The following is a 25323-nucleotide window of genomic DNA, read 5'->3' on the forward strand; positions in this document are numbered from 1 at the left end:
TGTCGCGCCTTGTCAGAACCAGCCGAACAACAGCTCTCGAAGGCCGTCCAAGGCCCGTGCCTGCATGTCCCCGCGTCCGACTTCGGCGTTCGTTACAAGCGGCGTCCGGTGGACGATCCCGTCTTTTCCAAGCACGAGAAGTTCCCCGACCTTCATTCCAGAGGCGACCGGGGCGATCAAGGGTCCGGAATAGACAACGCGGAGCCTATAGTCCAGCGTTTCACCGCGCGGAAGCAGGACATCGACGTCTTCTGCGGGAACGAGCTCGACGGTGGACACAGTGCCGTCATGGATACGGGCGTCTGCAACGGTGTCGCCCTTGGCGTAGAGCTTCTTGACGGTGTAGAACGTCCAGGCGCCCTCGATGACTTCCCTGACGGCGGCAATCCGGGCATTCGCGCTCGGTGCACCCGCGATTGCCGCGATCACCCGCCTGCCGTCGCGTTCCACCGAAACAAGTGCGGAATAGCCGTCCTTGTCGTCCTGCCCGGCGCCCAGACCGTCCATGTCGCGGATCTCGCCAAGCAACGGGTTCCTGTTGCGTTGATAGATGTTGTTCCAGGTGAATTCCGGTTCGGTGAAAAGGGAATAGCGATCTGCGTGTTCGGACAGGATCTCCCTCGCCAGCAGCACCATGTCCCTGACAGTGGTATGGTTCTGATTCTGCTGGTCATCCTGGACAAAACCGGTCGGGTTGATGAACAGGCTGTTGGCCATGCCGATTTCCCCGGCATAGGCGTTCATCTGCTTGGCAAAGTCTGCTTCGGTTCCCGACAGGCATTCGGCGAGAATGATCGCAGCGTCATTGGCGTTGTGAACCAGAAGGCCGCGCAGCAGATCGGAGATTGGGATTTCTGACTTCAGCGCCGCAAACATGGTTGCCGTGCGCGAGGGGGCACCCCCTGTCCGCCAGGCATGTTCGGAGACGGTGCAGAGCTTATCGTCCGTCGCCGTGCCATCGGCGAGGGCCTTGAACACCGTGGCGGCGGTCATGACCTTGACGAGGGACCCCGGGGAAAACTTCGTGTCCTGTTCCTTCGCGAACAGCAGCGTTCCGCTCTCGGGGGCCAGCATGTAGGCCATCGGCGCCGTGGTCTTGAGGTCATCGGCTGCGACTGAGACCGTCAGGAGCGCGAGGGCAGCGAGCGCTGTTGCAAGAGGCTTTGCCAGCGCGCGCAATGCGCCCCGCAACAAATACCCGAATAGGATTGGAGAGTTCATAAGCACCTGCATGCCGTACCGAATCCGTCACGAAACCATATCATCGCGGAGCGGGAAGCCTGCAGGTTTATCTCTTTGCGCGCAAGGTGCCGGTTAGCCGCCGGTCCTCAGGTGTGTCAACGCTGTGAGGCTGAGGCCGGTGCCCGCCTGTTGGCGCAGCACTTCATGGGCACTCTCGATGCGATCCTGAGCGGCATAGGACGAAATTGCACTGCCCGGGGCGATTGCAGTTGGGGTTGCGGGCTGCGGAACGCGCAGCACCCCGAGGACGCCGTTGGCAGGGCTTGTGGACATCGGCTCGGCAAATGCTGTCGCTGATGCATTGCCGGTAAAGGTATTGGCAGATGCGACCTGGATTGTGGACTGACCGGCCTCAAAGGCAATGGCCGGGTCGAAAGCGACCTGGATGCCCGCAGACGGTGCGTAGCCTGCGGAAGCGACCGTAGTCGGGATGTTGTAAGGCCGCGGTGCGGGCGCGCGGGCTGGACCAAAGACCGGAGTTGCGAGCGGCGCGACCGGATCAGCCTGTGCAAACAGCGTACCCGGCAGCGTGCCGCCCGGGGCAACGGTTCCCGGCCCGCTGAGCGAGGCCATCAGATACTGTTCGTCCTGGCCGTCCATGCGGGCCTTGCCGACGTATTCGACCTTAACCTTGCCGACACCCTGATCCTTGGTGCCCAGAAGGGTCGCGACCCGTTCGGACAGATCAATGACCCGGTTGCCGTGGAACGGACCGCGGTCGTTGACCCGAACGATCATTGACCGGCCGTTGGACATGTTCGTAACACGCGCATAGGAAGGCAGAGGCATCGTGGTATGTGCCGCTGTTAGCGCATTGCGGTCGAAGACCTCGCCGTTGGCGGTTTTGCGGCCGTGGAACGTCGGTCCATACCAGGAAGCCAGACCGACCTTCTTGTAGTCCGGATCGTGCTCCGGGTAGTACCACTTGCCGGCAATCTTGTATTTCTTGCCCACGACGTAGCGACCGCCCCCCTTGGGAACGGGCTGGCCTTCGGCAACCATACGCGGGCTGCCCTTCACGCCGTATTTCTTGGGGCTGAACTTTGAAGTCGTCTGTTCGGGCGTGGAACCGCAGGCGGCCAGAAGGGCCGCGGCAGCAGCCACGATGGCGGCATTGCGCAAAGTACCGAAACACGTTCTGGGAGATCCGGCGTCCCTGGACTTGTCCAAAGAGCCGCGTGGATTGCCCATCCCTAGCATACTGCCGTCCTACTCATTACGCGCTGGCGGCCCCGTGCACATGCGCCAAACAAACAGGCCTCGAAACGGCAGGAAAACTCTCCTGTCAGAATGCCATGAAGCATTCTGTCCCCGTATCGAAGCAAATACGCCCTGCCCCCGCAAAGACGTACCGTCCTTCAATAACCGACAAACCATTAACCCAATCTGAACATCCAGTCGAGGGATTGCGGGCCATTTGCGGCGATTCGTGCACCGGAACAGGGACCGGGAGACCGAAGATCGTCAGGAGGAACGTAAAGCCTGTGATCTGCATCACAGTCGGATCACGCCCCGCTGCCTAAGGTCTGGGGGTCAGACGCCGATAAGCCCACTCGGTCGTTCGGACAGCTGGATGAATAATCCGGAATGGCCGCCGGTCCACACCCTGCCCACGACATCGGGCCGGCGGTCCATTTTTCCATTCCCCTGTTTTTCCGCGCCTTTTCCAACGCCAGTTTTCAAAGGCTCGTGCGTAACGCTTGACATCCGGCTCATTTCGCACGAAACGGAAGACCTGTCCGGAGGGGTGGCAGAGTGGTCGATTGCAGCGGTCTTGAAAACCGCCGAGCGTGCAAGCGTTCCGTGGGTTCGAATCCCACCCCCTCCGCCAGTATCCAAATCTCCCCAAACTCAATACAGCCTCAACGTCCGGTTCGATCGCATCGGGAAAATGGGCGTGTGCTTTACAGGTGCGCGGTCACGCGGCTCGTCGCCTAGCCGGAGATCCTGTCTTCCAGACGAAACCGGAAAATGCGGGCGATCTGGGTCAGGGCCGTTTCGAATTCCGCATCAGAATCATTTTCAAGCCGCTTCTCGAACGCGTCGAGAATCATGTGCTTGGTCGCACCCTTGACTGCGAAGATGAACGGAAAGCCGAATTTGTTCCGGTAACGGGTATTGAGATCGGTGAAACGGGCGAACTCGTCTGCGGTCAGGGTGTCGAGCCCGGCTCCGGCCTGCTCCCGCTTCGAATCCTCCGCAATCTCGCCGGAAATTGCGGCCTTGCCGGCAAGATCCGGATGCGCCCGGATCAGGGCCAACTGATCGTCTTTGGGTGCCTCCCGCATTGCCTGTTCGAAGGATGCAACGACGGCATCGCGCGTTTCGAATGGCGCAAAACCGAGGGCTTTCTCGGCAACCCAGGGACTGTGCTCGGCAACATCGCCGAAGCTTGCGACGAAGGCGGCGGCGTTCATGGCATTGACGTCTGCAAGGGTCGTCATCGACTGGCTCATTTCTGCTGGCTGATCCACGCGCCAAGAAGAGCGCGTTCGTCGTCGCTCATACCGGTCTCGTTGCCGAGCGGCATGGCGTCCGACTGGACCGCCTGGACCATGACCTGATCGGCGTAGCGCTTCAGATCCTCGATGGTTTCCAGATGGATTTCCTTGGGCGCTTCCTCGAAGGCTTCATGGGTCGGCACTGCCGCGTGGCAGGCCGCGCAATGGGTCCGGGCAATCGTCAGAACGCTCGCATCGCTGACCGCGTCCGCCGATGAGTAGTCTTTCGGCGCGGTCATGATGATGGCGGCGATCAGTCCGACTGCTGCGACAGGAAGTGACCACCAGAATTTTGCCAGTGGATCACCGGCATCATGGCGATTGAGGAAATGGCGCACCATGCCGCCGATCACCAGGATCAGGGCGACGAGCAGCCAGGAATGCGGATGGCCGGTCAGCATCGGATAATGGTTCGAGACCATCATCAACAGGACCGGCAGGGTCAGATAGTTGTTGTGGACCGAGCGCTGCTTGCCCATGGCGCCAAGGGCGGGATCGGGCGCCTCGCCTTTCATCAGGCTGGCAGCGATCTTCTTCTGGTTCGGAATGATGATGCCGAAGACGTTCACCGCCATGATCGTACCAACGAAGGCGCCGACATGGATGAAGGCGCCGCGGCCGGAAAAGACGTGGGTGAAGAGATAGGCGGCGCCGAGGATAAGGACGAAGAGCGACACGGCGAGAAGCGGCGTGCTGCGGCCAATCGGCGATTTGCACAGGCGGTCATAGACAAGCCAGCCTGCAACCAGCGACATTACCGATATCAGGATTGCCTCGCCGGGCGTCAGTTTCAGGACCGACGGGTCGATCAGGTAGGACGTGGCGTTGAAATAGTATTGGACGACAAGGAGTGCGAAGCCGGTGACCCAGGTCAGGTAGGCTTCCCATTTGTACCAGATCAGGTCCGAGGGCAGTTCCTTCGGCGCGACCATGTATTTTTCGACATGGTAGAAGCCGCCGCCATGGACCTCCCAGGCCGTTCCCAGGACTCCCTCCTTCATCTGCTCACGCTTGCGCAACGACAGGTCCAGCGCGATGAAATAGAAAGACGTGCCAATCCAGCCGATGCCGACAATCAGGTGTCCCCAGCGGAAAAGCAGGTTGAGCCATTCCATCGCAAAGGTCAGGGTCATTGGTCGCGTCCATAAAGTGATGATCAGAGAAATGGCGTCCGGACCAGTGGTCCGGACGCCTGATTTTAAGGGGCGAAAGACTGCCCCTTGCGCAGGTTACTGCGGCAGCTTGTCGTCGACGCCCTGGACGTACCAGTTCATGCCGAGGATCGCGCCATCGTCGAGACGGACGCCATCAGCAGCTGCTTCCGTGCCGTCCTGCTTGGTGATCGGCCCGGTGAAGGGCTCCCAGCCGCCGGCGATCTTCGCTTCGGTTTCCTTCGCCATTGCGACGACATCTTCCGGCAGGTTGGTGTACGGCGCCATGACGACGTGGCCTTCGGCGATGCCGTCCCAGGTCGAACCGGACGCCCAGCTGCCATCCAAGACCGCCTCTACGCGGTGGATGTAGTACTGGCTCCAGTCATCGATGATGGCCGTGTACTGGGCATCCTTGGCGAAGTTGATCATGTCGGATGCCTGGCCGAAGCCGTGCACGCCGCGTTCCTGGGCCACCTGCAGCGGTGCTGTGGAGTCGGTGTGCTGAGTGATGATGTCCGCACCCTGGTCGATGAGCGCCTTGGCGGCATCGGCTTCCTTGCCCGGATCGAACCAGGTGTTGACCCAGACGACCTTCAGCTTGAAGTCCGGGTTGACGGACTGTGCGCCGAGCAGGAACGCGTTGATGCCGGAGACGACTTCCGGGATCGGGAACGAGGCAATGTAGCCTGCGGTGCCGGTCTTGGACTGCTTTGCGGCAATCTGGCCGATGATGTAGCGGCCCTGGTGGAACTTGGAGTTATAGGTCGCGACGTTGTCGGCGGTCTTGTAGCCGGTGGCGTGCTCGAACTTCACGTCCGGGTACTTCTTCGCGACCTTGAGGGTCGGGTTCATGTAGCCGAAGGAGGTCGTGAAGATGATGCCGCAGCCTTCACGGGCGAAACGCTCGATGGCGCGTTCCGCATCCGGTCCTTCCGGCACGCTTTCAAGGTATGCGGTCTCGACCTTGTCACCAAAGTGCTTTTCGACGGCGAGGCGGCCCTGGTCGTGCTGGTAGCTCCAGCCGAAGTCGCCGACGGGGCCGACGTATACGAAGCAGGCCTTCACATCTGCAGCATTCGCAGCAGCGGACCCTGCGAGCAACGCGACGGCGGCGGCCGTTGCTTTCATCAAGTTCTTCATCATCCAATCCCCTCAGGATTTATCAGTTGTGCGATGCTCAATTTTTCCACCTTCCCCGTATCGCAGCGGGAACGGTGCGCGGACTGGCAAGCGGGTACTTTACCGGTCCGGAACGAAGGGCTTGCCAAGGCAAGCAGGCGTATTCACAAGCGTCAGTCTCCGGTTGGCCGAAATCAGGACCAGGACGGCGATCGTTGCAAGATAAGGCAGGCTCGACAGGAACTGCGAGGGAATTCCGAGCCCGATGGCCTGCGCGTGCAAATTCAGGACGCTGACCGCGCCGAATAGATAGGCTCCGATGATGACACGCAGCGGCAACCAGGACGCAAAGACAACCAGGGCCAGTGCGATCCAGCCGCGTCCTGCGGTCATGTTCTCCACCCATTGTGGCGTGTAGGCCAGTGACATGTAGGCACCGGCAAGACCCGCGCAGCCGCCGCCGAACAGGACGGCGAGATAACGAACCTTGGTGACCGAATAGCCAAGTGCGTGAGCTGAACCATGGTTGTCGCCAACCGCGCGCAGCACCAGGCCGGCGCGCGTGCGGAACAGGCCCCAGGCCACCAGCCCCACAAGGGCGAAGCCGATGTAGACGACCGCATCCTGACTGAAGAAGACAGGGCCGATGAACGGCAGGTCGGACAGGCCTGGAATGTCCAGGGTCGGCATGCGAAGGCCCGGAATGCCGATGTAGGCCTCGCCGATCATGCCGGAGACGCCGAGACCGAGGATCGTCAGGGCCAGACCGGTCGCAACCTGGTTCGTCACCAGCGTGATCACAAGAAAGCCGAACACGGCAGACATGAGCATTCCGGCAAGGATTGCGCCCATGACACCCAATGCAGTCGAACCGGTCTGGTGCGCGACCCCGAACCCGACCACAGCGCCCATGATCATCATGCCCTCGACCCCGAGGTTGAGGACACCGGATCGTTCGACGACAAGTTCGCCGAGCGCGGCGATAAGGAGCGGTGTTGCGGCGGTAATGACTGTGAGGAGTACAGCTTCAAACATCTAAAGTCTCCTCAGGCGCTCTTTGCCGCGCGCCGCAGGACGAAGCGGACGTGGTAGAGGATCAGGGTATCGCAGGCGAGTACGAAGAACAGCAGCAGTCCCTGAATGACGCTGGCGATCTTGTTTGAAACGCCCATGGCCGACTGGACCGCCTCGCCGCCGATGTAGGACAGGGCGAGGACGAATCCGGCGATGATGATGCCAATCGGATTGAGGCGGCCGAGAAAGGCGACGATGATCGCCGTGAAGCCGTAGCCCGGCGAGATGACCGGGAGTAACTGGTTCAGCGAGCCTGAGACCTCCATTGTTCCGGCCAGACCCGCCAGTCCACCGGCGACTGCAAACGCGAAAAGCGTCAGGCGCTTGCGCGAAAAGCCCGCAAAGGCGCCCGCGCGCGGGCTTTCGCCCATGACACGGATCTCGAACCCTTTCAGGGTCTTGGCGAGAATGAAAGCGAGGAACAGCGCGATCAGGATTGTCAGAACCGTCGAGAGGTTCATCAGGCCGCCGAATACCTCCGGCATCGTGGCTGCGTCGGAGAACAGGCGCGATTCAGGGAAATTGTACCCGTCCGGGTCGCGCCATGGCCCCCGAACGAGATAATCGAGCAGGAGGCTCGCTACATAGACGAGCATCAGGCTTGTCAGAATCTCGTTGGTGTTGAACCGTGTCTTCAACACCGCCGGAATGAGCGCCCACAGAGCGCCGCCGATCGCGCCAAAGACCAGCATGAGCGGAAGCGTGAGTCCGTTTTCGAATTCAGGAAAAAGAACGGGCAGAATACTGCCGAAGAGGGCGCCGACGATAAATTGGCCTTCCGCGCCGATGTTCCAGTTGTTCGACAGGTAGCAGATCGCCAGCCCGCAGGCGATGAGGACCAAGGGCGTGGCCTTGACGATCAGTTCGCGGATGGACCAGCTGTCCGTCAGCGGTTCTATGAAGAACTTGAAGAGCCCGAGCAGCGGGTCCTTTCCAGTGACAGAGAAAAGAACGCCGGCGACGATGACCGTCAGGAGAACTGCGATGACCGGCGACAGCAACGCCATGAGCGTGCTGTGCTCCTTGCGTTTGACAAGTTCGATACGCATCAGGCGGTTTCCTTCCGGGTAGTGCGGTCCGCTTCGGCTTCTCCGGCCATCAACAGCCCGACCCTCTCACGGGTCATGGTTCTGGCGGGTTCGGCCTCCGAGAGGTATCCGCGTGAGATCACCGCGATGCGATCTGCAATTTCAAAGATTTCGTCGAGATCCTGGCTGATTACCACGACCGCCGCTCCGTCACGGGCGAGATTTATCAGAGACTGTCGGATGAGGGCAGCTGCCCCTGCATCGACGCCCCACGTCGGCTGATTGACGACAAAGACACCCGGTTTGCGGTCGAGTTCTCGCCCGACGACGAACTTCTGCAGGTTTCCGCCCGACAGGGACCGCGCTTCGGGGTCGTCATGTGACATGCGCACATCGTAGCGGGCCTTGATCTTCTGCTCGATCCGTCCGGCACTGGCCGTCGACACGACACCGCTCCTGACAAGTCCGTCGCCGGTCGGGTGGCGGGTCAGCACGATGTTGCTGCTGAGCTTGAGACCGGGGACCGCGCCGTGACCAAGGCGCTCTTCGGGAACAAATGCAGCATTCCTGCGCCGGCGCCAGGTAATTGACTTGTTTCCGACCGGCTGTCCGTCGATCCGGATCATTTCCGGGGCAACCGTCATTTCCCCGGACAATGCGTCGAAAAGCTCGCCCTGACCGTTGCCGGCAACGCCGGCGATGGCGACGACCTCCCCTGCCCGAACGTCCAGATCGATGGACTTGAGCTCGGTCGCGAAAGGGGTTTGCGGAGCGGCGCTCAGTCCTTTCAAAACGAGCCGGCTCTCGCCGGTCTTCGGCTCCGAAGCTGCGGTCTCAACCTTCGCAATCTCGGATCCAACCATCATGCTGGCAAGACTTGCAGGTGTCTGCCCGGAGGGGTCGCATTCATCCACTACCTTGCCATGGCGCAGGATCGTGGCGTGATGACAGATACGCTGCACTTCCTCGAGGCGGTGGGAGATATAGAGAATGGCGCAGCCTTCCGATGCGAGGCGCTGCAAGGTCAGAAACAAACGGTCTGCTTCCTGGGGGGTCAGAACCGAGGTCGGTTCGTCCATGATGATGAGGCGCGGTTCCTGCAGGAGGCATCGGACGATTTCAATGCGTTGCCGGATACCGACCGGCAAGTCGGCGACAATATCGTTCGGATTGAGCGGAAGGCCGTACTCGGAGGATACGCTCTCGATACGTGCGGCAAGCTTCTTCATGTCGCCGGGCTTTGGAAGCGCCAGTGCGATATTTTCCGCGACGGTCAACGCTTCGAAGAGCGAAAAATGCTGAAATACCATGCCGATTCCAAGGGTGCGGGCTTCGGCTGGATTGTTGATGGTGACTGGCGTGCCCCGCCACAGGATCTGGCCGGCATCGGGCTCGAGCGCACCATAGAACATTTTGACGAGCGTGGACTTCCCGGCGCCGTTTTCACCCAGAAGCGCGTGTATCTCGCCGGCATTGATCCGAAGACTGACACGGTCATTGGCCAGAATGTCGCCGAACCGCTTGGTCAGCCCCCGACCTTCAAGAAGGGCTTCGCCTTGCACTCGGCGAAGCGGCGTTCCCTTCCTGGTTGTTTCTTCAATGCCTGCCAATGACTTAAGTCCCCCGACCGTTTGCCGCCTTATTGACCAGAAGCCAATGGCTGTGCAAGTCCCTCCGCACATTTGCTGCTCAGGATCTCATCCTTGATCAGCAGCTCCAGCGCGACGCCTGCTGCGATCGCAGCTGGTGATTTTGAAGCCACCTGCCTCGACCCGACTGGGCACACCATGCTCGCAACGAGATTTGCGGGCAGTCCCCGTGTTTTTAGGCGCCGTTCGAAGCGAGCTCTCTTGGTGGCGCTGCCGATCACCCCGACATAAGGCAGATCCTGACGCATCAGGGCCTTTGCCGCCAGTTCCTCGTCCAACGCATGCGAGTGGGTCATGATCAAAGCAAAGCTGCCAGCGCGCGCGTCTGCCAGGCATTCCAGCGGATCGCTGGTGTGTTGGCAGGTCACGTTTGCCGGAACAGCTGCCGGAAACGCATCCGCCCTGTTGTCGATCCACCTGATCTTGAATGGCAAAGGCGCCAAAGCCAGAACGACCGCTCGACCCACATGGCCTGCACCAAACAGCAGCAACGTCCGGTGATTTGCGCCGAATTCTTCTGTGAGGACACCGTCGTGGCCGAGCAGAAAAGGATTATCGATGACAGCGTCGATCCGCTCGCGCACTAGAGACTTGCCAGCTTCAATCCTCGAGCGAGTGACGACAGCTCCCCCATCAGCCTCGGCCCGTTCCAGCTCGCAGGCCATGGCCAGTGATGAAACCGGAATGACCTCGACCGCTACGTCGACACGCCCACCACAGCATTGACCAAGATCGGGGCCAAGGGAAAATGCGCGCACCGTCAGGCCGACGTCTGCGCCGTTCAGGGCGTCCTGCGCCCATCGGATCGCCTGGAACTCGAGGGTGCCGCCACCGATCGTGCCATGAAATGCGCCATCCGGCCGAACCACCATACGTGCACCTGCCTCGCGCGGCGTCGACCCCGCTACCGAGGCGACAGTCACAAGGGCGCAGGGATCGCCTGCGCGCAGTATGTCCGCTATGTGGCGCCAGACCCTCATTCCGCCGCTCGCCCTCCTGCGTGACCAAGGCTACGCATGGAGCGAACCGCCTTCATGATTGCCTCCGGCGTCGCAGGTGCATCAAGCTCGGGTACTATGCCGGGGTTGAGGCCCGCAACTGCATCGTTGATGGCACAGAATACGGAGTTGGCGAGCATGACAGGCGGTTCACCCACCGCCTTTGAGCGGTAGATGGTATCCTGCGGGTTGCCTTTTGACTCGTAGAGATCGACCCGGAAGTCCTCTGGGATATCTGCGGCCGCGGGGATCTTGTAGGTTGAGGGCGCGTGGGTGCGCAGCCGACCGTCCTCGTCCCAGACCAGCTCCTCGGTTGTGAGCCAGCCCATTCCCTGCACGAAACCACCCTCGATCTGTCCGATATCGATGGCCGGATTGAGCGAGTGGCCGACATCGTGAAGGATATCGACACGATCGACCGTCATTTCGCCAGTCATGGTGTCGATGGTGACCTCGGCGCAGGCTGCACCAAAGGCGAAATAGTAGAACGGCCGACCGGTCGCGCTGTCCCGGTCCCAGGTGATGCCGGGGGTCGCATAGAACCCCGCATCGGACAGGTGAATGCGCTCCATGTGGGCAAGCTTTGCAACATCGGCCAGTTTGAAGGTCTGTTCGCCCACGTAGACGATATTGTCCCTGAACTGGATCGTTTCTGCCGCGCAGCCATGTCTTTCCGAGAGGAAAGCAACCAGCCGGTCCCGGATCGTTGCTGCGGCGTTTTTCGCGGCCATTGCATTGAGATCCGTGCCGGAAGACGCTGCAGTCGGCCCTGTGTTGGGCACCTTCGACGTGTTGGTCGCAGTGATGTGGACCTTGTCGATGGTGACGCCGAATTCGTCCGCAACGACCTGTGCGACTTTCTGGTAGAGCCCCTGCCCCATCTCGGTGCCGCCGTGATTCAGGTGAACCGATCCGTCGGTATAAAGATGCACCAGGGCGCCTGCCTGGTTGAGATGTTTCAGCGTGAAGGAGATGCCGAATTTAACCGGCGTCAGGGCGAGTCCTTTTTTCAGAACCGGGCTATGGGCATTGAAATCACGAACCGCATCGCGTCGGCTCCAGTAGTCCGAGCTTTCCTCAAGCCTGGCGACGACGTCGTGCATGACTTCGTATTCCTCGACAGGCATGCCGTAGGGAGTCAGGTTGTGGTCGCCGTCGTAGAAGTTCAGTTTCCTGACTTCGAGCGGATCCTTGCCCAGGGTGATCGCGATGGCATCGATCATGCGCTCGGCTGCAAGCATGCCCTGAGGTCCGCCAAAACCGCGAAAGGCGGTGTTGGAGCAGGTGTCGGTCTTGAGACGGCGGCTCCTGATCACGGCATCGGGAAAAAAATAGCTGGAATCGGCGTGGAACATCGTTCGGTCGTTGACGCCGAGCGAGAGGTCCGCTGAGTACCCGCAGCGGGCAAGAAAATTGATGTCGACGGCGCGGATCCGGCCCGTACTGTCGTGACCGATCTGCCATTCGACGCGAAAATCGTGCCGCTTGCCGGTCATGATCATGTCGTCGTCGCGGTCAAGCCGCAGCTTGCAGCTATGGCCGGTAGCGCGGGCAGCCAATGCGGCGAGCGCCGCCCATTGGTTGGCCTGGGATTCCTTGCCGCCGAAACCGCCACCCATGCGCCGGACCTCGGTGACGACGCGGGCGTCCGGAACACCCAGGACCTTGGCGACCGTGTGCTGGACCTCGGTCGGATGCTGGGTCGAGGAATAGACCAGCATGCCGCCATCTTCCTGCGGCATCGCCATGGCGATCTGACCTTCAAGATAGAAGTGATCCTGTCCGCCGATTTGGAAAACGCCGCTCAGGACGGATTCCGACGCGGTAAGCCCGGTTTCAGGCGATCCGCGGCGGAACTGGTAATCAGGCAACACCGTGATATCGGCGGCCACGGCATCTTCTGCGGTTATGATCGGGGTGATCGCCTCGATCTCGACCCTGGCAAGACGCGCGGCCTTGCGAGCTGCGTCCCGGGTCGTTGCCACGACCGCAAAGAGCACCTGTCCGAAGAAGAGGATCTCCCCCTTCGCAAGCACGGGATCGTCCCCAAGGGCTGCCGAACAATCGTTGATGCCCGGAATGTCGTCTGCAGTCAGCACCGCCACGACGCCTGGGGCCTGCCTGACGGCGTTCAGATCCATCATCGTGATCCGGCCACGAACCGCATTGCGCTCCCAGCCGGGGACCACGTGCAAGGTTCCGATGGGTTCGGCCATGTCATCGATGTAAGTCGCCGTGCCCGCCACATGCTTGAAGGCGCTGTCATGGTTCAGCGGCTTGTGGACGTGACGAAGACGAGCGTCTGGTGTGTCCGGACGGTTTGAAAGATCGCTCATTCGGCTGCCTCCACGACGGGCATCCGCAGGCGCAAGGTCTCGGCGCTTGTTCCGCTCGATTCCATCAGAGCCTTGGCGAGAAGAGCGCGCGCGGTTTCCATCCGGTACTCCGCGCTCGCTCTCATATCGCTCAATGGCGTGTAGTCGGAGACCAACGCTTTCATTCCGGCACCCCAGGTCGCGGGATTGTCAAGACGCGCTCCGATCAGGGCGGTCTCGGCTCCCTTGGCGCGTGCAGGCGTTCCCGCCATGCCGCCATATGCGATCCGGGCCTCGGTGATGGTTCCATCGACCACCGTGAAGAGGAACGCGCCCATAACTGACGAGATGTCCTGGTCAAACCGCTTGGAGATCTTGTAGCAGCGGAAGATCTGGTTCGGTGCCGGTCTTGGCACGAAGAGACCGGTCACGAATTCGCCGGCGGCGCGATCCTGCTTGCCGTAGGCAATGAAGAAGTCTTCGAGGTCAAGGGTGCGAGACCCGCCCCGTTTCTGGATCTCCAGCGTCGTTCCAAGTGCAATCAATGCCGGCGGGGTGTCGCCGATGGGTGAGCCATTGGCGATATTTCCACCGACTGTGCCGGATGCCCGGACCTGCTTGGAGCCGATGCGGCGCCACAACTCGCCCAGATCCGGTGACACGCGCGCCATCGCGGCTTCGGCAGCCTGATAGGTCGCCGTTGCTCCGACAAGCACACCCGACGGCGTTTCCTCAACCCGGTTCAGACCTTCGATGCGGCCAAGCCAGATGACCTTAGGCAGATCCCGCAGGTGCTTGGTGATCCAGAGGCCGACGTCCGTGGCTCCTGCAACGAGCGTTGCATCGGGATGTTGGGCATAGAGCGCGGCCAGACCGTCAATTGATGCCGGGGACGCAATGAACCTGTCTCCATCGCCGATGAATACGTCCCGGCTGTCAGCGAGTTCACGTAAGCGGTCACGGGTTTCGTTTGCGCGCCACGAGAATGAATCGTCCGCCTGGTCGAAACATGTCTGAAGGGCGGCATCGACAATAGGCCGGTAGCCCGTGCAGCGGCAGAGGTTGCCCGCGATCCACTCGGTGACCGCCTTTCGGCTCCTTGCCTGCCCCTTTGCATGGTAGAGCGTGAAAAGGCTCATGACGAAGCCTGGTGTACAGAAACCGCACTGGGAACCGTTCAGTTCAGCAAGAGACTGCTGAACCGGATGCAGCTTGCCGTCCTGTGCCAGGTCCTCCACCGTCACGAGTTCCGCGCCGTCGATCATTGCCAGCAACTGTATGCAGCTGTTGACCGGCTGGTAAACGAGCTTGCCGTCGATCAACCGCCCGAGCGCAACCGTGCAGGCGCCGCAATCACCCTCGCCGCAGCCTTCCTTGGTTCCGGTCTGCCGGGCGCGCAGGCGCAGATAATCGAGGACCGTTTCGGTTGGCCCCACGCTTTCCAGCTCTATGATCTGTCCCGCCTTCAGAAAGCGGATGGTTTCGCGCATCGCTTAGCTGCCTCTGTAAGTGGAATAGCCGAAGGGCGAGAGCAACAGGGGCACATGGTAGTGCCCGTCTTGGTCAGCGATCCCGAAGCGGATCGGAATGATGTCGAGAAACAGGGGATCTGGAAGGCTCTGCCCTGTTCCCTTGAGATATGCGCCAGCCTTGAACCGCAATTCGTAGACACCGCAGGAAAACCGGTCTCCGTCAAGGATGGGACCATCGACCCGGCCGTCGGAATTGGTGACATGGGTCGAGACGTGTTCCGCCGGTTCCTCACAGCGCCAAAGCTCGATCTCCAGACCTTCGGCCGGCTTTCCCAAAGCCGTGTCGAGCACATGCGTCGTCAAACGCCCCATGATTATTCCTCTCCGACCTGCCAACAAGTTCGGTCAGTTGTACGTCCAGATTGTGATGATGAAAATGTTGCCCGATTTCCGAGTCAAACCATAGCGCCCATTTCAGGACGTTATGATGCCGTATTGGCAACATTATCCGCAATATGGTCTTTCATTGCGATCACAGCATAGTCGAAGAACATGCCGGAAGACAGGGCCAGTGCCCGCCTTGAACTGGTAACGATGCAGAACCGATCCGATTGAAGCGGCAGATCGCGCAAGGGCTTGAACACTAGTTCTCCGGACTGCAGGTCGTCCTCGCAACCGATCTGGGTCTGGAACCCGATCACATCCTGCCGTCGGGCAAGCGCACGCATGAAGCGCAGTGAATTGGCTTCGACATAGGTCCGAAGATTGCCCGGGATCTGAGCCATGGCGGCATCAATCCTGTTTCTCAGCGAAAGACCCGTTGCCGGAAGGGCAATCGGATACCTCAGGCAATCGGCCAGACTGAGACTGTCCTCCCCTGCAAGAGGATGGGAGGGCGCCATCAGTGCGCCGATCACGAGATCCTGCTGGTAGGCGATGGACAGGGCTGAATTGGCGGGCGGGTCGAAGGTGAAACCGACATCTGCTTCGGCCGATTCGACGAGTGCGGCAGCTTCGAGTGCATTGGTCACCGTCACGCTGACGTGGATGCCCGGATATTTCTTGCGGAAGTTCGAGACGAGCGTCGGCAGCAGGCTTTCCGCAATGCTTTCCACGGTCGCGATCGAGACGGTCCCACGGCGCAAACCCTGGAGCGCATCGAGCTCGGCAACCGTTGCATCGAAGTCGGAATAGGTCCGGCGAACGTGCGCGAGAAGGATCTCTCCTGCCTGTGCCAGGCGAAGGCGTCGCCCCACCCTTTCGAAGAGCTGCAGCCCGAGCGCTTCCTCAAGCCACAGGATCTGCCGGTTCACTGCGGACGAGGCCACGTTCAACTCGCGTGAAGCGGCCCGGATCGAGCCGGACTGGGCGACGGCGGCGAAGTAGCGCATGGCGGGGGCATAGAGATTACGTGCCTTGTCGTTTCCCTTGCTCCCGCGCATCAAACCTCGTCTCCGTCGTTGGTCTCAGACCGGTCCCAGTTTGAGGCTGGGCCGGTTGGTGCGTCGTCCGCTCAGGGGATCATGACGGTCGTGCCGGTGGTCTTGCGGCCTTCCAGGTCACTGTGCGCCTGGGCAGCGTCCGCCAGCCGGTACTCCTGGTTGACGCCGATCGTGACGATACCCTTCTTCACCACTTCGAACAGGTCGCCGGCGGTTGCTTCGAGGTCTTCCCGGCTGGCAATGTGGTTGAACAGGGTCGGACGGGTCGCAAAGAGCGAGCCCTTGGGACCCAGCAGAGCCAGGTTGAAATCGGTGATCGGACCAGAGGACTGACCGAAGGACACCCACAGGCCGCGTGGACGCAAACAGTCCAGAGAGCCGGGATAGGTGTCCTTGCCGACGCTGTCATAAACGACATCGCAGCCCTTGCCCCCGGTGATTTCCTTGACGCGTTCGACGAAGTTCTCTTCGCGGTAGTTGATCACATGGGTGTAGCCGTTGGCCTTGGCAAGTTCCGCCTTGTCCGCCGACCCGACGGTGCCGATGACGGTTGCGCCGAGATGCTTGGCCCATTGTCCTGCAATCAGGCCAACGCCGCCGGCAGCGGCATGGAACAACAAGGTGGTGTCCTTGGTGACATTGTAGGTCTGACGCAGCAGATAGCGGGCGGTCATGCCCTTGAGCATCATTCCGGCGGCAGCCTTGTCGTCGATTTCATCCGGAACGACCACAAGACGGTCGGCAGCGATCACGCGCTCCTGTGCGTAGGCGCCAAGTGCGCCGACATAGGCAACCCGGTCGCCTGGCTTCACGTGGGTGACGCCCTCGCCAACAGTCAGGACGATACCTGCGCCTTCGTTCCCAGGAACGAAAGGCAAACCCGCCGGAGCGGGATAGAGACCAGAACGGAAATAGGTGTCGATGAAATTGAGACCGATGGCGGTATGACGGATGCGGGCCTCTCCCGGCCCCGGCTCGCCAACCTCGATCTCATCCCAGGTGAGAACCTCCGGACCGCCGGTTTTGTGAACGCGTATCGCCTGAACCATTGCTAATTTCCCATGCTTGTGACGATCGCAACAGCGTCGCCACGCCCTCCTTTTACCGGACATCAGCGTGAAAAACGTCCGGTACGGTCCCGCCCTTCCGTCATCCGGTTGCAGGAGCCTCTGCGGGTATTAGTAGCGCTTGGCGCGTGGGAACCCAAGACCAGACCTGTCGCATTCCGACGCGATACCTGGGGATCTGACACTCGCGTGGAGATGAAACTCTTTGGCCTTGACGGCAAAGGATATCAGAGGTGCCTGTCGATAAGCTGCTGAACGGCAGCGATGCAGAACAGGAAAAGGCTTGAGCCGGTTAGAGCCCAGGCGGCAAGTCCCTCGACTGCCATGTCTCCCATCACTGCGACAGCAGCTGAAACGAACCAGATGGCTGTTACGGCGAGGGTGACATAACGCCAGCGCTGAACGCGCACCGGGTGAATGAATTTCACCGGCAGGAAGGTCATGACGCAGCAGAAGAGCACGAAAGCGATGGTGAAGGTTTCGCTTGGCGAGAGCACCATCAACCCGAAAATCACCATGTTCCAACCGGCCGGAAAACCCTTGAAGGAGCCGTCCGGCGTCTTCATGCCGTTGTCCGCAAAATAAAGCGCACCGGTGAAGACGACGAGGCCTCCGCAGATCCAGTTCCACGGCTGCGACAGCATCTCACTGGCCGCCAGCGCAAAGGCCGGCAGGAAGACGTAGGTCGCGTAGTCGATAACGAAATCCAGCGACGCACCGGACCAGCGCGGCAGACGTTTGGCGACGTTGAACCGGCGAGCCAGAGGGCCGTCGATGCCGTCGATCACAAGGGCAAGACCCAGCCAGGCGAACATTTCGGCCCAGTTGCCGCGAGCCCCTGCCAGCAGAGCGATCAGAGCGATCGGCGCTCCGGATGCGGTCAAAATGTGAATCAGGAACAGCGCAGGTTCCGGGGCTTCCTTGTCGGGGGTAATATCGGTCACGGCGCTCTTGTTCTCATGCCTTGCGTTGTTCTGCCCGCCAATATGACAGCGCGCGGACGACGTCGATGTTTGGCCGCCTCTATTATTTCAATTTAACACGAGAATGAACAGGCTTTTCATCAAGAACGCAGATTGAGTGCCGGGCCTGGCGTCGCTCAAAGCTGCACACCGCCTGTTGCGAGAGCGGCAAGTCCCGCTCCCCATGCCAGCAGAAAAACGCCGAGTGCGTAGCGGATCCAATTATTTATGATCATTTTCTCGACTGCGATCATAACGCCTAGTATGGCAACCCAGATGACGTTCATGAGGCCGACAGCAAACATCACAGCCATGACCGCCCAGCAACACCCAAGGCACGCAAGTCCCTGAATCACTCCTTCATGAAAGCTCCGAAACGTGGTTTGAGGCCCTGCGAGATTGAAACGCGGATACCAGCAACGCTGAAGGCAGGCGTATTTGGCTGGGGTCAGCTGGTAGATACCGGCGGCGATCAGAACGCTTGCCGAAAACGCAAGGGAAACCGGCGCCATCATCTGCGTCAGAATGCCTTCAAGGGTCAAAAGCCACTGAAGCGCGGTCACGGCAACGGCGTAGGCCAACCATACGGTTACGTAGCCTGCCACAAGCAACAGTGCACCGAACTGGGCGCGGGATACGCTTTTGCCATTGTTGGTCGAGCGTTTCAGGAAGGTTCGCACCATGGGAACGATGCTCGGGATCATCATGGCGAAGGTCATCATTGCCCACATCAGGAAGACCCGGGCCACATCCACGATTGTCCAGCTTTGAGATGGCATGCCAAAGGTCGCGACCTGGCTGGGAAGGCAAAGTGCCGCAAGGGCTGCACGGGCCTGTGCGGACAACCCGTCAAAGAGGTTGAACTGGTTGAAAAGACCCATGCCGGGACCAGCTTCGGTCATGTCCATCGCAGGAACCATGTCTGCGATCATCGCCGCGAGATAGGTCCAGCCAAGGACGGTCAGGGCGAACAGGAAAAGAAGGACCAGAGGCCAGGTCGGGCCGGCCGGGCCTTCGGCAGGTGACTTCACCCTCTGTTCGCTCTTGAGCGCGCCACTGCTGTCCACCCTGTTCATGCGTTCGACGGTTCCATTCATTGCCTGGTCAACTGCCAAGCTGTTAACAGCTCGCGGGTGCTCTGGTCTTGATCCTGATCATGTGCAATGTCTGCAGCATCGCGTCCACTGGAAGGGTGGCCAATGCGTCAAAGTCGCGCGTTCTGGTCCACTATTATTGCTTTTGAGCGCAATCGCCACATTGTTGGCCTGAGTGAAACCTTGAAAGAAAGCCACATGAGCGCAGGGCAAGCATTTGACATCGCTGTAATCGGCGCGGGACCGGCGGGCATGACGTCCGCCCTCATGTTTGCGTCCAAGGGGTTTTCGACCGTGCTGGTCGCGCCAAAGGTCAATCACGAGGATGGCCGGACCACGGCTCTGCTACAGACATCCGTCGCGCTGCTTGAGACGATCGGCACATGGGAGAAACTGCGTCCGCAAGCAGCGGCCCTTTCGCGAATGCGCATGGTGGATGACACCGGGCGTCTGATCCGGGCTCCCGAGGTCACCTTCGACAGTGCCGAGCTTGAGCTTGAAGCCTTCGGATACAATCTTCTGAACAAGGATCTGAACCGCGCGCTGGAAGAGGATGCGCAGCGCTTCGGCAACCTGACTTTCCTGCATGCAACCGCAAAGTCGTACGATTTCGCGGACACCGAGGTTTCGATCACCCTTTCTGATGGGGCCGTGATTTCCGCGCAGCTGGTGGTGGCCGCAGACGGTCGCAATTCGCCCGCGCGCATGGCATCCGGCATAGACGTTCGCCGTTGGGACTATCCTCAAGTCGCCGTTGTGCTCAACCTTGGCCACGAGCGGCCACATGGCGATACCTCGACGGAATTCCATACGCCAACCGGACCCTTCACCCTCGTGCCCCTGCCCGGCAGGGCTTCATCTCTCGTCTGCGTCGTAAAGCGAGAAGAGGCCGAGCGCCTTGTGGCGCTGAATGACGGTGCCCTCGCGCTGGAGCTGGAAAAGCGCGCCCATTCGATCCTCGGCAAGTTCAGCATTTTGACCAAACCGCAGATGTTCCCCTTGTCCGGCCTGACCGCTCGCCAACTCAGCGGCAAACGCCTCGCGCTGATCGGGGAAGCTGCCCATGTCTTTCCTCCGATCGGGGCCCAGGGCCTGAACCTCAGCCTCAGGGACGTTGCAGAACTCGGCCGCCTCGTCGACGACGCCCGTGCACGCAACGAGGATATCGGCGGCGCCACGGTGCTTGCCGCCTATCAGGCGAAACGAGCCGGTGACATCAACACCCGGACGGCTGCAGTCGATGCCCTCAATCGCTCCTTGCTCACGGACTTCCTGCCCGTGCAGCTTGCCAGAAGCACCGGGCTCTATCTGGCTGACCGGATTACACCGCTGCGCAAGTTCCTCATGCGTGAGGGGATCGCGCCGGGGACCAGACCTGCGCGCCGGAACAGTGCAACGGCTTCCTGAGAGGCGGCTTTGTCGTTCGGCTGATCAGTCGCTGGTGAAGTGGCGTGCAATCGGCAGGACGATTGCGTCGCGTTCAGGCTCCTGAAAACCTTCGAGCTTGTCGTCGAACAGCCCCCGGTCGGCAAAGGCCGGGTCGCGGCGTGCTTCCTCGAAACTGGCGACAAGGGTCGCGCAGCAATCGGTCTCCCGAAAAAGCTGGTCCCATGTGGCGCTATCGCGCGTCAGCATTGCGCTGCCGATGGCAGCCGCTGTTGCATCCGGATCTGCCCTGTCGTCGCGCAGAGCCTCCGGGATAGAAAGCAGATCGCAGAGTGCGGCCCAGAACTTTTCCTCCAGCGCTGCCACGGCAATGAGCCGTCCGTCCCGCGCCGGGTAGATCCGGTAGCGAGGCGAGCCGCCGGTCAGCAACCCGGTCCCGTACTCGGGAACCTTCAAACCCGCTGCGGATTGGGCGTGGGCGAAGACTGCGAAGGTGAACATGGCCTCGGTCATTGCGATATCAATATGGCAGCCTTTCCCTGTCTGCTGCCTTTGAAGCAGCGCCAGCAGAATATTCATGACGGCCGGCATCGAGCCGCCACCGATATCGGCGATCTGCGCAGGTGGCAGGACCGGTGCGGTGCCGGTACCGCAGGACTGCGCGAGCAATCCGCTGACAGCGAGATAGTTCAGATCGTGACCTGCCTGATGTGCGCGCTCACCGGCCTGGCCGAACCCGGTAATGGAGCAATAGATCATTCCGGGAAACCTGCTCTGGAGCGCGTCGTATCCAAATCCCATGCGGTCCATGACACCTGGCCGGAACTGCTCGACGATGACATCGGCTTCATCCAGCAGAGTTTCGACGACATCGCGCCCTTTCGCGGTCTTGAGATCCGCTTCCACGATCTCCTTGCCCCGGTTCAATTGCTCGAACAGGAGCGATTTTCCTTCCGAGAAAGGAGGAAACCGGCGCATGTCCTCGCCGCCCGGACGTTCGATCTTAATGACGCGTGCTCCAGCAGCGCAAAGCATCAGAGTGGCAAGCGGTCCAGGCAAAAGGGTTGTGAAATCGAGGACCGTAATTCCGGATAGCGGCTTGGACATGATGCCTTCTCCCCTTCCCTTGTCGGTCGGGCTAAGGCCTAGCCGCCGCCCAGGTTGATGGCCTGGTTGGAAATCGCCCAGATAAACCCGGTGACAGTGACCACAGACGCGATCGTTCCGATCAGCACGAAGCTGGCAGCGCGCTGGACGTAGGTATTGTATTGCTGCGCGATGACGAAAACATTCGTCGCTGGCGGAAGGCAGGCCATCAAGATAGCGGTGGCGACCCAGATGGGGTCGAAGCCGCCGATCCACGACAACAGAAGATAAATCAGAACCGGGTGGACGATGAGCTTGACGACCAGCACCGCAGGCAACTCCACCGCGATGCGGCCGGTCGGACGCAGTGCGACGCCAACCCCCATGGCGAACAACGCACAAGGCGCGGCCGCGCCACTGAGGATACGCAGCATCGTGTCGATCGCTTCAGGTGGCTTGAATTCGATGGCGGCAGCGCCCACGCCGGCGATCGTTGCCAGAATGAAGGGATGCGTGAACACTCGCCAGAAAATCTTCGCGATTGTCCGGGACATTGGCTCCTTGTCGGTGCCCCCGACCGCCATCATCAGCGGGGCCAAGATAAACAGAAGCGTGTTGTCAAAGCACAGGATCAAAGCGGTCGGAACAGTCGCAGCTGGACCCAGTACGGCGAGTGTCAGACCCGGACCCATATAGCCGATGTTGGAATAGGACCCCGCAATCCCCAGGATCGTCGATTCCGGAATGTTGCCTCGTGTCGCCAGGACGCCGATGCAGAAGGCAATTGCGAAGACCGTGTAGGTGGTGAAGGTCGTCGCGGTGACGTAGGACAGATCCGTAAGCTGCTCAATCGGTGTATCGGAGAGGAGCCTGAAGAACAGGGCCGGCAGTGCGATATAAATGATGAAGAAGTTCATCCAAGCGAGGCCGCTTTCGGGAAGCTTGCCGATCTTGCCCGAGACGAAGCCCAGAAAGATCAAACCGAAAAACGGAAATGCCAGTGATATGACTTCATTCATGTCTGAAACCGAGAGGATTGGATTTCGAAGCCCGGTTGCGCTTGCATCCCGAGCCCGGCTTGGATAATCACGCCTGACAAGGGCGGGGTGAGGATTCACCGTCGGTCAAACGTGTTAGAGACGGTATCAGGCGCCACCGCAAGTCCAAGACGTCAATTATCGGTACTGCCCCTCAGGGAAAATCAATGCAACGCTCGGGAATGCTGAAGTCCCTTTGGTTTCGGTTTGAATCAGCGGCGCTTCTGGGCGCCATCTTCCTCTTTCGGCTTGTACCGGTCGATATCGCGTCAGCCATGATGGGCTATCTTTGGCGCAAGCTGGCGCCGATGAACGCACGCCACGAGCGAGCCTTGCGCCACCTCGAACTGGCAATGCCGGAGCTGAGCGAAGTCGAGCGGGAGCGGATCGTCAGAGGCATGTGGGATAACCTGGGGCGGGTTGCTGCGGAAACATTCCATATCGCAGAATTACTTCCTCAGGATGCCAGGTTCGAACCGGTTCTGGATGATCTGACCCGCAAGGTTCTGTCGGGCGAACAGCAGGCGCTTTTCGTATCGATGCATTCCGGAAATTGGGAGATGTGCGTGCAGCCTGCGGTACGGGCCGGTCTCGACCTGGCGGGTGTGTATCAGGCGTTGAAAAACCCTTTTGCCGACCAGGCGCTGCAGGACATGAGGGCAGATCTCTATCGGCTCGGACTATATTCGAAAAGCCATCAGACAGCCCGCAAGCTCGTCAGTCTGATCCGTCAGGGTGGCATTATCGCGATCATGGGCGACCTCAGGGAAAGCCGCGGCATCAAGGTGCCTTTCTTCGGGCGCGAGGCCTATGCCAATCCGGTCCCAGCAACGCTTGCCCGCTCGGGCGGAATTCCGATCGTGGTTGGCCGCGTCATTCGAACCGGAGGCGTCAGTTTCAAGGTCGAGGGCCGTGCCATCGAGGTTCCTGTCACCCACGACCGAAAGGCCGATATCGAAGCGACTACGGTCGAAATCCACCGCGTTTTCGAGGAATGGATCCGCGAAAACCCCGAACAGTGGATGTGGATCCATCGCAAGTGGGCCGACGCCTGAAGGATCCTTGTCGCTGCAATTGCGCCTTTCGGGGAATATATGCAGCGCAACATAGCAGGTATAGAATCCCTCAAGACGATAATTCCGGAGAGGGACGGAAACAGTGAAGACACCAAGAGCCTTTTATCAGCCGCTTGCAATCGGCGCACCGCAGCCGTTTCGGGAATTGCCCGTTGCCATCGAGCGGATGATTCACTTTGTGCCACCGCACATCGAGAAGATGCGCGCAAAGGTGCCGGACCTGATCAGCAAGGTCGATGTGGTTCTTGGAAACCTCGAGGACGCGATCCCCGCGGACATGAAGGTCGAGGGCCGACGCGGCTTCATCAAGATGGCCCAGGACAACGATTTTGGGCAGACCGGCCTGTGGACGCGTGTCAACTGTCTGAACAGCCCGTGGTTCCTTGATGACCTCATGGAGATCGTCCCTGCTGTTGGTAACAAGCTCGATGTGATCATGTTGCCGAAGGTGGAAGGCCCCTGGGACATCCATTATCTCGATCAATTGCTTGCGCAGCTCGAGTCTCGTGCCGGCATCACCAAGCCGATCATGATCCATGCAATCCTTGAGACCGCTGAAGGCGTGAAAAACGTCGAGGCGATCGCCGGGGCCAGCCCGCGCATGCACGGCATGAGCCTCGGCCCTGCGGATCTTGCGGCCTCGCGCGGCATGAAGACGACCCGCGTGGGGGGCGGCCATCCCGATTATGCCGTCCTGTCCGACGCGTCGGAAGGCCAGGCGCGCACTGCCTACCAGCAGGATCTGTGGCACTATACCGTTGCGAAGATGGTGGACGCCTGCCTTTCCTACGGCCTCAAGCCGTTCTACGGCCCCTTCGGTGACTTCTCCGACACGGAGGCCTGCGAAAGCCAGTTCCGCAATGCGTTTTTAATGGGCTGCCTTGGTGCATGGTCGCTGCATCCGACCCAGATCGATCTGGCCAAGCGCGTGTTCAGCCCCGATCCGGGCGAAGTCGCCTTCGCCCTGAAGATCCTTGACGCCATGCCTGATGGCACCGGCGCGGTGATGATCGACGGCAAGATGCAGGACGACGCGACATGGAAACAGGCAAAGGTTATCGTCGACCTGGCGCGGCTGGTCGCGACCAAGGACCCCGAAATGGCGGCGGTTTACGGTCTTTAGAGACTTCGCCTTTATGATCTTTGGGGCATTGAAGCGAGGGGTGAGGCTTGCCACCTCTGCTCACTCGGGATAAGTGCTGAGGCCTTCGAAAGATCGAGTTTTGGGAATGCGTAAGGCGAAATTCAAAATTGGTCAGGTCGTCAGGCACCGGGTCTACCCTTTCCGGGGCGTGATCTTTGACGTCGACCCGACCTTCAACAACACCGAAGAGTGGTGGAATGCCATTCCGGAGGATGTCCGGCCGACGCGTGACCAGCCGTTTTACCATCTCCTGGCCGAAAACGAGGAAACCGAGTACGTCGCCTATGTGAGCGAGCAGAACCTCATTCCGGACATCACGGGTGAACCGATCCGCCACCCACAGGTGCACGAGATCTTCGAGGAGCAGGACGACGGCTCCTATCTGCCGAGAACGGTCGAAATTCACTGAGTTTCGCAAGCCGCTGACGTCATCCGCGCCATCCTCGGGCCAAGTGCTTCTGAAATAAAAAAAACGCC

22 protein-coding genes and 1 tRNA gene are annotated in these 25323 nt (G+C 60.3%); 5 read left to right on the forward strand and 18 right to left on the reverse strand.

Translation table 11 applies throughout. The features are described from left to right. Window positions 1-12: 12 nt before the first annotated feature. Both ACN0SY_RS00665 and ACN0SY_RS00670 read right to left on the reverse strand, forming a co-directional pair. A complete protein-coding gene (locus tag ACN0SY_RS00665) occupies window positions 13-1221 on the reverse strand; it encodes a D-alanyl-D-alanine carboxypeptidase family protein (RefSeq protein WP_417683832.1) in 1209 nt (402 codons plus the stop codon). Window positions 1222-1314: 93 nt separating this feature from the next. Then, the gene (locus ACN0SY_RS00670; RefSeq protein ID WP_417683833.1) at window positions 1315-2442 is read right to left on the reverse strand and encodes a septal ring lytic transglycosylase RlpA family protein; all 1128 of its coding nucleotides are present in this window, start codon (window positions 2440-2442) and stop codon (window positions 1315-1317) included. Window positions 2443-2983: 541 nt separating this feature from the next. On the opposite strand from ACN0SY_RS00670, the gene ACN0SY_RS00675 reads away from it, so the two are divergent. Continuing rightward, window positions 2984-3073, forward strand: a tRNA-Ser gene (locus ACN0SY_RS00675). Between the two features lie 103 nt (window positions 3074-3176). On the opposite strand, the gene uraD is transcribed toward ACN0SY_RS00675, so the two are convergent. The 14 genes from uraD to ACN0SY_RS00745 all read right to left on the reverse strand — a co-directional run bounded on the left by uraD (window position 3177) and on the right by ACN0SY_RS00745 (window position 19120). Then, the gene (gene uraD / locus ACN0SY_RS00680) at window positions 3177-3686 is read right to left on the reverse strand and encodes a 2-oxo-4-hydroxy-4-carboxy-5-ureidoimidazoline decarboxylase (RefSeq protein WP_417683834.1); all 510 of its coding nucleotides are present in this window, start codon (window positions 3684-3686) and stop codon (window positions 3177-3179) included. Between the two features lie 8 nt (window positions 3687-3694). After that, window positions 3695-4876 (reverse strand): urate hydroxylase PuuD, encoded by a 1182-nt coding sequence (locus ACN0SY_RS00685; RefSeq protein WP_417683835.1) that lies wholly within the window; start codon window positions 4874-4876, stop codon window positions 3695-3697. A gap of 96 nt (window positions 4877-4972) precedes the next feature. Then, window positions 4973-6037, reverse strand: coding sequence for a BMP family ABC transporter substrate-binding protein (locus ACN0SY_RS00690; RefSeq protein ID WP_417685830.1), 1065 nt, complete (start codon window positions 6035-6037; stop codon window positions 4973-4975). A 99-nt stretch (window positions 6038-6136) separates the two neighbouring features. Next, entirely contained in the window at window positions 6137-7051 is a 915-nt protein-coding gene (locus ACN0SY_RS00695; RefSeq protein WP_417683836.1) for an ABC transporter permease, read from the reverse strand. Window positions 7052-7062: 11 nt separating this feature from the next. After that, window positions 7063-8139 (reverse strand): ABC transporter permease, encoded by a 1077-nt coding sequence (locus tag ACN0SY_RS00700; protein ID WP_417683837.1) that lies wholly within the window; start codon window positions 8137-8139, stop codon window positions 7063-7065. Next, complete coding sequence (locus tag ACN0SY_RS00705) at window positions 8139-9728, reverse strand: ABC transporter ATP-binding protein (protein ID WP_417683838.1); 1590 nt, start codon at window positions 9726-9728, stop codon at window positions 8139-8141. The genes ACN0SY_RS00700 and ACN0SY_RS00705 overlap by 1 nt, the downstream gene beginning before the upstream one ends. Window positions 9729-9757: 29 nt before the next feature. Further along, window positions 9758-10747: a xanthine dehydrogenase accessory protein XdhC gene (xdhC, locus tag ACN0SY_RS00710; RefSeq protein WP_417683839.1), complete on the reverse strand. Its 990-nt coding sequence runs from the start codon at window positions 10745-10747 to the stop codon at window positions 9758-9760. Next, window positions 10744-13101 carry a xanthine dehydrogenase molybdopterin binding subunit gene (xdhB, locus tag ACN0SY_RS00715; RefSeq protein WP_417683840.1) on the reverse strand — a complete coding sequence of 786 codons (2358 nt, stop codon included), beginning with the start codon at window positions 13099-13101 and terminating at the stop codon, window positions 10744-10746. Before xdhB ends, xdhC begins: the two co-directional genes overlap by 4 nt. Then, entirely contained in the window at window positions 13098-14570 is a 1473-nt protein-coding gene (gene xdhA / locus ACN0SY_RS00720) for a xanthine dehydrogenase small subunit (protein ID WP_417683841.1), read from the reverse strand. Before xdhA ends, xdhB begins: the two co-directional genes overlap by 4 nt. 3 nt (window positions 14571-14573) lie before the next feature. Next, window positions 14574-14924, reverse strand: a complete 351-nt coding sequence (uraH, locus tag ACN0SY_RS00725) for a hydroxyisourate hydrolase (protein WP_417683842.1) — start codon at window positions 14922-14924, stop codon at window positions 14574-14576. A gap of 110 nt (window positions 14925-15034) precedes the next feature. Beyond that, window positions 15035-15994, reverse strand: a complete 960-nt coding sequence (locus tag ACN0SY_RS00730; RefSeq protein WP_417683843.1) for a LysR family transcriptional regulator — start codon at window positions 15992-15994, stop codon at window positions 15035-15037. Between the two features lie 71 nt (window positions 15995-16065). After that, complete coding sequence (locus ACN0SY_RS00735) at window positions 16066-17043, reverse strand: quinone oxidoreductase family protein (RefSeq protein ID WP_417683844.1); 978 nt, start codon at window positions 17041-17043, stop codon at window positions 16066-16068. Between the two features lie 245 nt (window positions 17044-17288). Beyond that, window positions 17289-18005 carry a CDP-alcohol phosphatidyltransferase family protein gene (locus tag ACN0SY_RS00740; RefSeq protein ID WP_417683845.1) on the reverse strand — a complete coding sequence of 239 codons (717 nt, stop codon included), beginning with the start codon at window positions 18003-18005 and terminating at the stop codon, window positions 17289-17291. Between the two features lie 155 nt (window positions 18006-18160). After that, window positions 18161-19120 carry a DUF2182 domain-containing protein gene (locus ACN0SY_RS00745; RefSeq protein WP_417683846.1) on the reverse strand — a complete coding sequence of 320 codons (960 nt, stop codon included), beginning with the start codon at window positions 19118-19120 and terminating at the stop codon, window positions 18161-18163. Between the two features lie 195 nt (window positions 19121-19315). Between ACN0SY_RS00745 and ACN0SY_RS00750 the strand changes: the two genes are divergently transcribed. Further along, window positions 19316-20524, forward strand: coding sequence for a UbiH/UbiF family hydroxylase (locus ACN0SY_RS00750; protein WP_417683847.1), 1209 nt, complete (start codon window positions 19316-19318; stop codon window positions 20522-20524). Window positions 20525-20548: 24 nt separating this feature from the next. On the opposite strand, the gene ACN0SY_RS00755 is transcribed toward ACN0SY_RS00750, so the two are convergent. Next, on the reverse strand, window positions 20549-21610 hold the full coding sequence (locus ACN0SY_RS00755; protein ID WP_417683848.1) for a CaiB/BaiF CoA transferase family protein: 1062 nt from the start codon (window positions 21608-21610) through the stop codon (window positions 20549-20551). Window positions 21611-21648: 38 nt separating this feature from the next. Next, on the reverse strand, window positions 21649-22608 hold the full coding sequence (locus ACN0SY_RS00760; protein ID WP_417683849.1) for an AEC family transporter: 960 nt from the start codon (window positions 22606-22608) through the stop codon (window positions 21649-21651). 185 nt (window positions 22609-22793) lie between these two features. Here ACN0SY_RS00760 and ACN0SY_RS00765 point away from each other — a divergent pair, with 185 nt between their 5' ends. The 3 genes from ACN0SY_RS00765 (at window position 22794) to hspQ (ending at window position 25255) form a co-directional block, all read left to right on the forward strand. After that, a complete protein-coding gene (locus ACN0SY_RS00765) occupies window positions 22794-23681 on the forward strand; it encodes a lysophospholipid acyltransferase family protein (RefSeq protein WP_417683850.1) in 888 nt (295 codons plus the stop codon). 103 nt (window positions 23682-23784) lie between these two features. After that, window positions 23785-24825: an HpcH/HpaI aldolase/citrate lyase family protein gene (locus tag ACN0SY_RS00770; RefSeq protein WP_417683851.1), complete on the forward strand. Its 1041-nt coding sequence runs from the start codon at window positions 23785-23787 to the stop codon at window positions 24823-24825. 106 nt (window positions 24826-24931) lie between these two features. Beyond that, window positions 24932-25255, forward strand: a complete 324-nt coding sequence (gene hspQ / locus ACN0SY_RS00775; protein WP_417683852.1) for a heat shock protein HspQ — start codon at window positions 24932-24934, stop codon at window positions 25253-25255. The last annotated feature ends 68 nt before the right edge of the window (window positions 25256-25323 follow it).

It is taken from the genome of Roseibium sp. (assembly GCF_048261595.1).
GTDB lineage: Bacteria > Pseudomonadota > Alphaproteobacteria > Rhizobiales > Stappiaceae > Roseibium.